This window comes from Citrobacter sp. RHB21-C05 (assembly GCF_013889015.1).
Taxonomy (GTDB): domain Bacteria; phylum Pseudomonadota; class Gammaproteobacteria; order Enterobacterales; family Enterobacteriaceae; genus Citrobacter_A; species Citrobacter_A sedlakii.
On record NZ_CP057611.1, the window covers coordinates 134700 to 146348 of the forward strand.

Sequence of the window (11649 nt, forward strand, 5' to 3'; positions counted from 1 at the left end):
TTAAGGATTGAGCAAATGGCTGCTTCTACATTTTATATTCCATCCGTGAATATTATTGGTGCTGATGTATTAAATGACGCAATAAATACGATGGTGGAATATGGCTTTCGCCGCACGTTAATTGTGACAGACACGATGCTCACCCGGTTGGGTATGGCGGATAATTTTCAAAACGCGTTGCAGGAACGCGCTATTTTCAGCGTGATCTATGACGGTACCCAGCCAAACCCGACCACCGAAAACGTGGCTGAAGGGCTGAAACTGCTGCAGGAGAATAACTGCGACAGCGTGATTTCGCTGGGCGGTGGCTCACCCCATGACTGTGCGAAAGGCATTGCGCTGGTGGCGGCAAACGGCGGCGATATTCGCGATTATGAAGGGGTTGATCGTTCTGCTAAACCGCAGTTGCCGATGATTGCCATTAATACCACCGCAGGCACGGCGTCGGAAATGACCCGTTTTTGCATTATTACCGATGCTGAACGCCACATTAAAATGGCGATCGTCGATAAACACGTTACGCCGCTGCTTTCCGTCAACGACTCAACGTTGATGATGGGAATGCCGAAGTCGCTGACCGCCGCAACGGGTATGGACGCGTTAACCCACGCCATTGAAGCGTACGTTTCCATCGCGGCGACGCCAATCACCGATGCCTGCGCGCTGAAAGCCGTGGCCATGATTAGCGAAAACCTGACCGTCGCGGTGGAAGACGGCAGCAATGCGCAGGCGCGGGAAGCGATGGCCTACGCGCAGTTCCTGGCGGGAATGGCCTTTAATAACGCCTCGCTGGGTTATGTTCACGCGATGGCGCACCAGCTCGGCGGTTTCTACAATCTGCCGCACGGCGTGTGCAATGCGGTGCTGTTGCCGCACGTTCAGGTGTTTAACAGCCAGGTCGCGGCGGCGCGTCTGCGTGACTGCGCAGCGGCGATGGGCGTCAATGTGGAAGGGTTGAACGACGCCGAAGGCGCCGCGGCCTGTATCGACGCCATACGCACGCTGGCGCAGCAGGTGAATATTCCGGCAGGGCTGCGCGATCTCGGCGTGAAGGAGGAGGATATTCCGCTGCTGGCGACCAATGCGCTGAAAGATGCCTGCGGGCTGACTAACCCGATCAAGGCGACACACGAGCAGATCGTGGCGATCTTCCACGCTGCGATGTAAAACGCCGACCGGATGGCGCTACGCTTTACAGATCTGTACGGTTCAGCCTGATCCGATAAAGCGCAGCCGCCATCCGGCAAGTTAACCGCGGCTCAGTTTCTGCTTTGCCAGCCATACCGCGCCGAGTCGTCCCGCCTGATTACCCAACTCGCAGGGTAAAATCGGTACTTTCAGCGCTTCCCACTCCTCGAAGCGCTGCAAATATTTATCCAGTAATTTATAGATCTTTTCCTGCTCGCTGATGCCGCCGCCAATCAGTACTGCCTGCGGATCGAACATTGAAATCACGCTATACACTCCGCGCGCAAGGAAATGCGCCCATTGTTCAATCGCTTCGCGCAGGTGAACGTCGCTCTCCATGCGCTCGAACAGCGCTTCGCCGTCGGGCATTTCATCTTCGGGGACCGCCAGCGCCCGGCGGCACGCCTTCATCAGACCGCTCGCGGAGGCGACTTCATGCATGCATTCACCGTTATCGCCTACGGGGATCACGCCAAATTCGCCCGCCCGGTAGTGCGAACCGCGATAAATGTCGCCTTCCACCACGATCCCGCCGCCGATGCCGGTACCAATAGTGATGCAGACAAAGCTCTCATAGTCCCGGCCCGCGCCGCGCCAGCGTTCGCCCAGCGCCGCGCAGTTGGCGTCGTTTTCCGCCGTGACGGGCAGGTCCGTCAGTTGGGCGAACAGTTCGCAGAGATTCTCGTTATCGAGATAATCGAGTGCGCCGGCCTTTGCCGCCTGGCCCGTGTGGGTGTTGATATGACCAGGAAAGCTCACGCCGATCGCGGCGATATCATGTGCTTTCTGATACGCCTCCACGACCGCTTTCCACTGCTGTTTAAAGGCATTCTTATCGTCCGGCGTGTCGAATTCATCTGACGTCAGTTCGTTGCCGTTTTCATCAATGACGCCATGTTTAATATGGGTACCGCCCACGTCGAAGCCGATAAATAGCTGCATTGCACGTATCCTTATAAGACCCAGAGCTTATAAGTATGGCTCAGCGGCAAAAACGAAACGTAAAGTAAGGTAATCCGTGATATAGCTCGTAAAGCCGCCAACGACTGGCGAGAAAATCGCCAGCGGCGTCTACCCTTGTTATACACCTGCGGCAAGGAGACGATCATGACGAATAACCCCCCTTCAACACGTATTCAGCCCGGCGAGTACGGTTTTCCGCTGAAGCTAAAAGCCCGTTATGACAATTTTATTGGCGGTGACTGGGTTCCTCCGGCTGACGGCGAATATTACCAGAACCTGACGCCGGTTACCGGGCAGCTATTGTGTGAAGTCGCCTCATCCGGCAAACGCGATATTGATCTGGCGCTTGATGCGGCCCACAAGGTGAAAGATAAATGGGCGCAAACCTCCGTTCAGGACCGAGCCGCCATTCTGTTTAAAATAGCCGACCGCATGGAGCAAAATCTGGAACGGCTCGCCACGGCGGAAACCTGGGATAACGGTAAGCCCATCCGTGAAACCAGCGCGGCTGACGTGCCGCTGGCCATCGACCATTTTCGTTATTTTGCTTCCTGCATACGCGCCCAGGAGGGCGGGATCAGTGAAGTGGACAGCGATACCGTAGCCTATCATTTCCACGAGCCGCTCGGTGTGGTAGGGCAGATTATCCCGTGGAACTTCCCACTGCTGATGGCGAGCTGGAAGATGGCGCCAGCGCTGGCGGCGGGGAACTGCGTAGTGCTCAAGCCCGCGCGCCTGACGCCGCTGTCCGTTCTGCTATTAATGGAGGTGATTGGCGACCTGCTGCCGCCGGGCGTGGTTAACGTCGTGAACGGCGCGGGGGGCGAGATTGGCGAATATCTGGCGACCTCGAAACGCATCGCCAAAGTTGCGTTCACCGGTTCGACGGAAGTCGGACAGCAGATCATGCAGTACGCCACGCAAAACATCATCCCGGTAACGCTGGAACTGGGCGGCAAATCGCCAAACATCTTTTTTGCCGATGTGATGGACGAAGAAGATGCGTTTTTTGACAAGGCGCTGGAAGGGTTCGCGCTGTTTGCCTTTAACCAGGGCGAGGTCTGTACCTGCCCGAGCCGCGCGCTGGTGCAGGAGTCGATTTACGAACGCTTTATGGAGCGCGCCATTCGTCGAGTGGAAAGCATCCGCAGCGGTAATCCCCTCGACAGCGTGACGCAAATGGGGGCGCAGGTTTCCCACGGTCAGTTGGAAACCATCCTTAATTATATTGATATCGGTAAAAAAGAAGGCGCGGATATCCTTACCGGTGGGCGGCGTAAGCAACTGGAAGGCGAACTAAAAGATGGTTATTACCTCGAACCGACCATCCTGTTCGGCAAAAATAATATGCGCGTCTTCCAGGAAGAAATCTTCGGTCCGGTACTGGCGGTCACCACCTTTAAAACGATGGAGGACGCGCTGGAACTCGCCAACGATACGCAATATGGCCTGGGCGCGGGGGTCTGGAGCCGTAACGGCAATCTGGCTTATAAAATGGGGCGCGGAATTCAGGCCGGACGTGTCTGGACTAACTGCTATCACGCTTATCCTGCGCATGCGGCATTTGGCGGCTATAAGCAGTCGGGCATCGGCCGTGAAACCCATAAAATGATGCTGGAACATTACCAGCAGACCAAGTGTCTGCTGGTAAGCTATTCCGACAAACCGCTGGGACTGTTTTAACTGGCTGCGTTCTCGGGCTTACAAAATGCGTAAGCCCGATAGCTTAATCCAGCACCTTAACCTGTAGAGGGCGGAAACGGCTGTAAATCCATAATCCCAGGCAAGCAATCGAACCAACGAAAACGGTGAACAGGACAGTGATAAACAAACCGCTAAACAATGCGGTGGGGATCGCCAGTAAACCCTGTACCGGTTGGTCGTTCCATTTCACCATGTTGAAGCCGAAAAGGCTCAGCACGCCGCAAATGAAGCTGAAAAGCATCATGGGAATACCGAGGCCTATCAACAATAACCGGTAGATGGCCGAGGCTTTGATGCGTTTGAAGCGGGTTGAAGATGTATCGTCCGTGCTGCTCATGATGCTCCTTAGTGTGTTTGCCAGAAGATGGTCGCCGCATTATTCCTTTAAATGTGCTTGTCTGGCAAACGTCGCTTCCGTGGATGGCGGCCTGGCATAGTGGCGCCGTAGAATAAATAAGGCGCAAGCCGCCATCCAGTAATTTAGCGCGGCTCCCTCATCGTTCGTTAACCCAGATCCGCATTTCGCCTTCGCCCCGATTGGCCCAACTGAACCACGGAATAAAGGTCAGCGTGTGCGGCTGCCAGGCGCCGGGAGCGCGATCATAGTGCCAGAGTGCGCTTTGCGCGGCGTCGGGGGCGCTCTGTTTTAACCCTTCCGCCTGGATCAGCATCTTATGGGCAAACAGTCCTTTACCCTCAAAGATCCGCAGATCGCTCTCTTTTGGTAACCACAGATTATGCAGCTCCTCGCCGTTGTCGGCTTGTTCAAGGCAATACACCAGCGGTCCGCGTTGAAGGGCGACTTTACCCGCGACGTGGCGTACCCGCGGGTTGCCATACACCCGGCGCACCGGCATCGGTAGCGTCAGCCCGATGGTGTCGCCTTCCTGCCAGTCACGGGTGATGTGCAGATAGCCTTTGCGGATATCCTGGCTGACCTCATCGCCGTTAAGCGTTACGCGGGCATCTGAACACCAGTCCGGCAGGCGCAGCGCCAGCGTATGCCGCACAGCTTGTGGCGAGTCGATGGTAATACTGACGTGCTCCTGCCACGGATAGTTGCCGTCAATACGCAGCCTGAGAGAGCCGTTTTCCGTTTGCAGTTCAATACTGTTACCCACGTAGAGGTTGATATACAGCGCTTCCGGACGCGGCGTATAGATGTAATGACCCAGCGAAGTCAGAACCCTGGCGATGTTCGGCGGGCAGCAGGCGCAGCCAAACCAGCGCTGGCGCACGGGCTTCACGTGGTCATAGATATGATTAAATTTTAATGACTGTGGATGCACTTCCAGTGGGTTAACGTAGAAAAAGTGCTTTCCGTCGAGCGCCATTCCGCCAAGGACGGTGTTATATAACGCGCGTTCCATGACGTCGGCGTACTGGCTGTCTGCTTCCAGTTCAATCATCCGCCGGGCGAACATCATCAGGCCGATTGAGGCGCAGCTTTCCGCATATACGGTATCGTTCGGCAGATCGTAGTCGCTGCTGAAGGCTTCGCCGCTACTCTGCGAACCGATCCCGCCGGTGATATACAGTTGGCGTTGCGCCATGTTCCGCCACAAGCGCAGACAGTCCTGACGCTTGCGTTCATCCTGGCTAAGCCGCGCCAGATGCGCCACTCCGGTCATCAGATACACAAAACGCACCGCATGGCCCGTCGCCGTTTGCTGCTCTGAAAGCGGCTGGTGCGCCTGGCTGTAGGCTTTATCTTTCACCATCCACGCCGGGCCGTAGGTATGCCAGTAAGATGTTTGCCCACGCTTTTCGTACTCCAGATCGTAAAAGTGCGGCTGCGTTCCACGTTGTTCAACAAAGTAATTCACCAGCGCCAGATAGCGCGAACACCCCGTCGCTTCATACAGCCGCATTAGCGCCAGCTCGATCTCCGGATGGCCCGGATAGCCGTGCAACTGATGTTCGCCGGGGCCGAATACGCTGTCGATATGGTCCGCCAGACGGCAAACGACCTCCAGCAGGCGGCGTTTGCCGGTGGCCTGGTAGAAGGCCACGCCTGCCTCAATCATGTGCCCGGCGCAGTAAAGCTCATGGCACTCCGCCAGGTTGGTCCAGCGCTCCTGCGGGGCTTTGACGGTAAAATACGTATTGAGATAGCCGTCGTCACACTGGGCGGCGGCGACCAGCTCAATCACCTCATCGGCGGTCTTTTCCAGTGCCGGGTCTGGCTTCTGGCACAGGGACCAGGCCACGGCCTCCAGCCACTTGGCGACATCGCTGTCCTGAAAAACCATGCCATAAAATTCCCCGGACTGCTGTCCTGCCGCGATGCGGAAGTTTTCGATCGCATGGCTGGGATCGGCCTCCGGAATACGGTCGTTCAGCGCGTCCCATTGATAAGGGATCACGACGTCGCGAACCAGGCGTTGATATTGTCCGAGGAACGGATCGCTGACCTTCAGCATGTGCAGGTCGACTTCCGGTACGTTCATGGTGGGCTCCTTATAAATGAACATGACGCTGACGCAGGTCGCTGGCGATTCGCGTCATCATGGGGTTATTGAGTTTGCAATAGCGGATCGACAGCGCCAGCAGCAAATGGAACAGGGCGGGAAGCAGGGTTTCCATTGCGGTAATGCCGCCAAGCGACTGCGCCGTCTGGTTTTCCGCCCCCGGCTGGTAGGCGACAAGAATGAACAGCAGGCTGATGATCCCGGCGCTGGAAGCCCAGGCCAGCTTGATGAAAAACAGGTTAAAGGCGAAGTTCATGCCGGACGAACGCACGCCGGTTTTCCACTCGCCGTAGTCATCGGCGAACGCCATCAGCGAAAAGTGCAGCGGCAACGTGAAGCCAAGAATAATACCGTTACCGAGGATCACCCCCAGCCACAACGTCTGCCAGGCCGGACCGGTGGGTAATAACCACATCAGCACCGCCAGCGCCGCCAGCACCAGGTTGGTGGCGGAGTAAAGTTTGACGGTGTCCACGCGTCGTGTCAGCGGGCTGACGAGCACCGAGCCGATAATCGAAGCGAAGGTCACCATTGTAAAAAACAGTGAGGTATAAGCGGTGCTGCCTTCCAGCACATAGGTGATGAAATACATGTACCCTCCGCCGCGAATGTTGAAGACGTTAATCAGCAGGAACGACATCACCAGCATCAGCAGCAACTGATCGTTTTTACGCAGCCCGGCAAGGTGCTCGCGCAGCGTAAATTTTCCCATCATCTCAATTGGCACGCGCTCGCGTACCCAGAAGAAACAGCACAGAAACATGATGACCGCGACCGTACAGAGCACGCCGACGCCCAACTGGTAGCCCTGGGCGGCGCTACCTTTGCCAAAGATATCGACCATCCACGGCAAACCAACAGAGACCAGAAAGCCCGCCACGCCGCAAAGCACAAAGCGCCAGGACTGACAGGAAATCACCTCATTGTGCCGGGTGGTCATGGTGTTGATCAGCGCGCAATAGGGCACGTTGATCGCGGTATAACCAACGGAAAGCAGCAGATAGGTGCCAAACGCCCAGGCGATTTTGACCCCCATACTGGCGTCCGGCACGGTAAAGGTCAGCACGCCGATGACGCCAATGGGAATGGCCACCCACAGCTGCCAGGGGCGAAAGCGCCCCCACCGGCTTTGCGTGCGGTCGGCAATCACCCCCATGATGGGGTCGGAAACGGCATCAAATACGCGCAGGGCAATAAACAGCGTGCCGACTAACGCGGGCGTTAATCCAAACACATCGGTATAGAAAAAGGTGAGAAAGTTCATGATCAGGCAGGTAATAACGGTGCCGCCTGCATCTCCCAGGCCGTAGCCTATTTTTTCACGCACCGAGAGCGCATCGTCGACGCGGCCTTGTGCGAGTTGATCGCGGGTAATCGGTGTAGAGGTCATAGTTATTCCTCGCTAAATGAGGTTTCGGTCAGTGATTATTTTTTTATGACTGATGACCTGATTAATTCTGCCTGGAAGCGGCGATGCAACAAGGCAACGAAAGAGTAAAAAAAGGTGACGATTCCGACCTCTGTGTAAAAGTGTGAGGCAGATCCGGTGATTGGCTTATTTTTAGATAATAATCAATAGGTAAAGATATTATTAGCTTCATTTAAAGCGGGAATTTCCATATCTATGCTCGAATTATCCATGACGCTTCCGATCAAAGTTCAAAACGGCGGATTATTTCTTTCCCGGGGGATCGGACGTCACCCGGCGAGGACATTGTCGTCGTGGGAAATTATTTTCGTTGAAAAAGGTCTGCTGACCATTCAGGAAGAAGAAAACCGATTTTGCGTGGAAGCGGGAGAAAGTTTGCTGCTCTGGCCCCAGCGTCGCCATGTTGGGGTAGAAGATTTTCCCGCTGATCTGCGTTTTTATTGGCTGCATTTCGAGGTAAAAGCGCCGGACAACGATCCGAGATGGCTGACGCACCTTTCAGTGCCGCAGCACACGCGCGTGGCGGATCCGCAGGCGCTGATCGCGCTTTTTCGCCAGTTCATGATAGAGCAGGAAAAAATGCAACGCAGTCCGGCGCTGGAATTTATTGTGTTGCTGATATTACAGCAAATGGCTCAGCCTTCCCGACCTACTGATAATACGCAGGAGGCGGGCGTTTCGCTGGCATGGAAAGCGCAACAGTTGATCCGCACGCAATATCATCGTCCTCTTTCCACCGCTATTATGGCGCGAGAACTACACTGTAATGCGGATTATCTGGGGCGAGTTTACCGGCGCGTTTTTCATTTAACGCTGACCGAGGCGATTCATCGTCAGCGCGTGCGGGCGGCGGAGAAATTATTGATCAGCGATGCGCGATCCTTAAAAGAGGTTGCTGAACAATGCGGCTTTAGCGACGTGGGCTATTTCCGACAAATTTTCCGTAAGCATACTGGTCTGACCCCTGCCGTCTGGAAACGACGTTACTGCAAAGAACATGTTAATTCATGAGCCTGCTTTACCGCTTCCATAGAAGAAAAATTTGCAATTTGCGTTAAATATGTATGATTAACTTGCAGGGTTGAGCAGTCACCCCTCTTTAGGGGGATTATCTGAAATTTTGCCCTATGGTGTCACAATATGTTGAATAATCGTTTTTTGCAGAGAGAAAACCTGCATCTTTCCCGTGGGAATACGGAAAATACCTCCGCGGGGATCTATTGAAATTAATGCTATTTTTTTTAAACTTGCGATAGACATTAACTACAAGGACTTAATCATGTTTATCTTTCGATAGTGAATTAAATGTGAGTGCTGCAAAATGGAATACCAGTTACATGGATTTATGATTGGTCGTGAAATTTTTTTTGATATAAGCGAGTCAAGAATCTTCAGGCTGCCAGTAAATAAAATGGACAGCGTGATTACTTTCGGCGGCGTTTTTTTTAATCATACCATGCTGCGTCTGTTTGTTTACCTTTTACTTAACGCCCGCACCCATTATGTGTCAAAAGATGAATTACTCGTCAACATCTGGGAAAAAAATGAATTAAGCGCTTCCACACAACGTCTGTCAACGATGGTGAAAAATTTAAATAACAAATTAAATATGCTTGGCCTGCCGCAGCATTCTATCGTTAGCGTAAAAGGAAGCGGATACATACTGGCACTGGATAATATCCAGGCGCTCTATAGCGTCGTCGATGAGGCCGATTATCAAATTTAGATGCCTCTCAATCTGGTGTCAGTTTATTCCGTAGCGTGATGTCGCCTGCGGATTATTCCCCCTGGGCGTTGTCGTCCAGGGTTTTTTTTATGCCGGAACGGTGAGCAATCTTTGGCAAAATCCCAGAACGCCTCGGGCATCTGACAAAATTTCACCGTATCCCCTGTGCGATCAAAGCGACAACGCAATGCTCTCTGGCACTCTGTCATTTTTGGGCGATCGGAGTGAGCTATGAACCGGTTTATTATGGCGGATGCGATGAAATGTATTGGCTGTCGTACCTGCGAAGTCGCATGCGTGGTCTCGCATCAGGAAAATCAGGACTGTGCGGCGGTATCGGCAGGACAGTTTGTTTCACGTATTCAGGTCATTAAAGAGAACACGTTTACCACCGCGGTCGCCTGTCATCAGTGTGAAGATGCGCCATGCGCCAACGTTTGTCCAACGAACGCGATTCGCCGCGATCGTGGGCACGTTTTTGTGGAGCAGGAACGGTGTATCGGCTGTAAAAGCTGTATGCTGGCCTGTCCGTTTGGCGCCATGAATGTCACCGTTCAGATTTCACGGGTTCAGGCGATCAAATGCGATCTCTGCTGGCACCGCGAGACGGGACCGACCTGCGTCGCGGCTTGCCCAACGGGAGCATTACAATGTGTGAATGCGGCAGATATTCAGCGCCAGCGTTTGCATGCGCAGCCGCTGTAAAAAGGATGGCCCGGCTTGCGTTAGCCGGGCCGTTTCGCCAGGCTATTGATTTTCCGCCCAGGCGCGTTCAACTTCTTCCGCCAGTATCTTCACGCCAGCTTCAATCTTTTCTGGGTCCGGCACGTAGTTCATACGCATGCATTGATGCGTGTGCGGCCAGGGTTTATCCAGACCGGGGAAGAAATAGTGCCCCGGCACCATGAGCACGCCGCGCGCTTTAAGACGCTGGTACAGCAGCTCGGTGGTGATGGGCAAATCCTGAAACCACAGCCAGAGGAAAATCGCCCCTTCCGGTTTGTGGATCAGGCAACGATTTTCTGGCAAATAGCGGCGAATGATCGCGAGAGTTTGCTGAACGCGCTGATAATAGAACGGTTTAATTACCGTTTCCGACAAACGCAACAGATCGTTACGTTTGATCATTTCGTTCATTATCGCTGGCCCGATGCCGCCCGGGGCAAGACTGATAATGCCGTTCATATTGGCGATCGCCGTGATGATTTTTTCATTGGCGATGATGATGCCGCAGCGCGAGCCAGGCAGACCCAGCTTGGAGAGGCTCATACACAGCACAATGTTTGGGTTCCACAGCGGACGCGCTTCGCTAAAGATAATGCCCGGGAACGGGACGCCGTAGGCATTATCGATCACCAGCGGAATGCCGTGCTGGTTAGCAAGCGAGTCGAGCTTCATCAGTTCTTCATCGGTAATCACGTTCCCCGTAGGGTTTGTCGGGCGTGAGACGCAAATCATCCCCGTATCTTCACCAATGTGCAGATGCTCAAAGTCAACGTGATACTTGAACTGTCCTTCCGGTAGCAGCTCAATATTGGGGCGTGCAGAGACAAACAGATCTTCTTCCAGCCCTGAATCCGCGTAGCCGATGTATTCCGGCGCGAGGGGGAACAGCACCTTTTTTGTGCTGCCATCAGCGCGGCGACCGGCAAACAGGTTAAATAAGTAGAAAAACGCGCTTTGACTGCCATTTGTTAGCGCAATATTCTGTGGTTCGATATCCCAACCCAGATTCTCACGGAGTAGCGAAGCGAGCGCGCTGAGCAGCTCGGTTTTTCCCTGTGGACCGTCATAATTGCAAAGCGCATCAGTGGCTTTGCCGTTTTCCAGCATTCCGGCAAGCAACGAATGGAAATAATCCTGCATCGCCGGGATTTGTGCCGGATTACCGCCACCCAGCATGATAGCGCCGGGGGTGCGTAAACCGTCGTTGAGGTCTTCCATCAGGCGGGTAATGCCTGAATGACGGGTGAATTTGTCGCCAAAAAGTGAAAATGTCATAACGGATGGTCTGTCAAACGCTGAATCAAAGTGGCTTACCTTAACGCCAGCACTGGCAGGGTGCAAATCGGGTCTGTCATGGGGTCTTGACGTTTTATGCTGGATATCCTGACCACCATGGTATTTCCTGTTGCGGCGTCGGGCGCGCTATGGAACCAGACGCCGCT

At 54.1% G+C, this 11649-nt stretch carries 10 protein-coding genes; 5 read left to right on the plus strand and 5 right to left on the minus strand.

Features of this window, described 5'->3' with window-relative positions; all coding sequences use genetic code 11:
- The first annotated feature begins 15 nt into the window (after positions 1–15).
- Entirely contained in the window at positions 16–1167 is a 1152-nt protein-coding gene (gene yiaY / locus HVX72_RS00630) for an L-threonine dehydrogenase (RefSeq protein ID WP_181822342.1), read from the plus strand.
- Positions 1168–1248: 81 nt separating this feature from the next.
- Here the strand turns inward: yiaY and HVX72_RS00635 are convergent, their stop codons facing one another.
- Positions 1249–2130, minus strand: coding sequence for an ROK family protein (locus HVX72_RS00635; protein ID WP_042286886.1), 882 nt, complete (start codon positions 2128–2130; stop codon positions 1249–1251).
- Positions 2131–2295: 165 nt separating this feature from the next.
- Between HVX72_RS00635 and aldB the strand changes: the two genes are divergently transcribed.
- Positions 2296–3834: an aldehyde dehydrogenase AldB gene (aldB, locus tag HVX72_RS00640; RefSeq protein ID WP_181822343.1), complete on the plus strand. Its 1539-nt coding sequence runs from the start codon at positions 2296–2298 to the stop codon at positions 3832–3834.
- Positions 3835–3877: 43 nt separating this feature from the next.
- On the opposite strand, the gene HVX72_RS00645 is transcribed toward aldB, so the two are convergent.
- From HVX72_RS00645 to HVX72_RS00655, 3 genes are all read right to left on the minus strand, one after another.
- A complete protein-coding gene (locus HVX72_RS00645) occupies positions 3878–4192 on the minus strand; it encodes a hypothetical protein (RefSeq protein ID WP_042286880.1) in 315 nt (104 codons plus the stop codon).
- 157 nt (positions 4193–4349) lie between these two features.
- The gene (locus tag HVX72_RS00650) at positions 4350–6305 is read right to left on the minus strand and encodes a glycoside hydrolase family 127 protein (protein WP_181822344.1); all 1956 of its coding nucleotides are present in this window, start codon (positions 6303–6305) and stop codon (positions 4350–4352) included.
- Between the two features lie 10 nt (positions 6306–6315).
- Entirely contained in the window at positions 6316–7716 is a 1401-nt protein-coding gene (locus HVX72_RS00655; protein ID WP_181822345.1) for an MFS transporter, read from the minus strand.
- Positions 7717–7950: 234 nt separating this feature from the next.
- Between HVX72_RS00655 and HVX72_RS00660 the strand changes: the two genes are divergently transcribed.
- The 3 genes from HVX72_RS00660 (at position 7951) to HVX72_RS00670 (ending at position 10186) form a co-directional block, all read left to right on the plus strand.
- The gene (locus tag HVX72_RS00660) at positions 7951–8766 is read left to right on the plus strand and encodes an AraC family transcriptional regulator (RefSeq protein ID WP_181822346.1); all 816 of its coding nucleotides are present in this window, start codon (positions 7951–7953) and stop codon (positions 8764–8766) included.
- 334 nt (positions 8767–9100) lie between these two features.
- A complete protein-coding gene (locus HVX72_RS00665) occupies positions 9101–9481 on the plus strand; it encodes a helix-turn-helix domain-containing protein (protein ID WP_233459247.1) in 381 nt (126 codons plus the stop codon).
- Positions 9482–9712: 231 nt separating this feature from the next.
- A complete protein-coding gene (locus HVX72_RS00670; protein ID WP_181822347.1) occupies positions 9713–10186 on the plus strand; it encodes a 4Fe-4S binding protein in 474 nt (157 codons plus the stop codon).
- Positions 10187–10228: 42 nt separating this feature from the next.
- On the opposite strand, the gene avtA is transcribed toward HVX72_RS00670, so the two are convergent.
- A complete protein-coding gene (gene avtA, locus HVX72_RS00675; protein ID WP_042286864.1) occupies positions 10229–11482 on the minus strand; it encodes a valine--pyruvate transaminase in 1254 nt (417 codons plus the stop codon).
- Positions 11483–11649: the final 167 nt, after the last annotated feature.

Coding starts and splice junctions, on each gene's coding strand:
- HVX72_RS00650 (WP_181822344.1), bottom strand. CDS start 6,305: ATGAACGTACCGGAAGTCGACCTGCACATGCTGAAGGTCAGCGATCCG.
- yiaY (WP_181822342.1), top strand. CDS start 16: ATGGCTGCTTCTACATTTTATATTCCATCCGTGAATATTATTGGTGCT.
- HVX72_RS00655 (WP_181822345.1), bottom strand. CDS start 7,716: ATGACCTCTACACCGATTACCCGCGATCAACTCGCACAAGGCCGCGTC.
- avtA (WP_042286864.1), bottom strand. CDS start 11,482: ATGACATTTTCACTTTTTGGCGACAAATTCACCCGTCATTCAGGCATT.
- HVX72_RS00645 (WP_042286880.1), bottom strand. CDS start 4,192: ATGAGCAGCACGGACGATACATCTTCAACCCGCTTCAAACGCATCAAA.
- HVX72_RS00665 (WP_233459247.1), top strand. CDS start 9,101: ATGATTGGTCGTGAAATTTTTTTTGATATAAGCGAGTCAAGAATCTTC.
- HVX72_RS00660 (WP_181822346.1), top strand. CDS start 7,951: ATGCTCGAATTATCCATGACGCTTCCGATCAAAGTTCAAAACGGCGGA.
- HVX72_RS00670 (WP_181822347.1), top strand. CDS start 9,713: ATGAACCGGTTTATTATGGCGGATGCGATGAAATGTATTGGCTGTCGT.
- aldB (WP_181822343.1), top strand. CDS start 2,296: ATGACGAATAACCCCCCTTCAACACGTATTCAGCCCGGCGAGTACGGT.
- HVX72_RS00635 (WP_042286886.1), bottom strand. CDS start 2,130: ATGCAGCTATTTATCGGCTTCGACGTGGGCGGTACCCATATTAAACAT.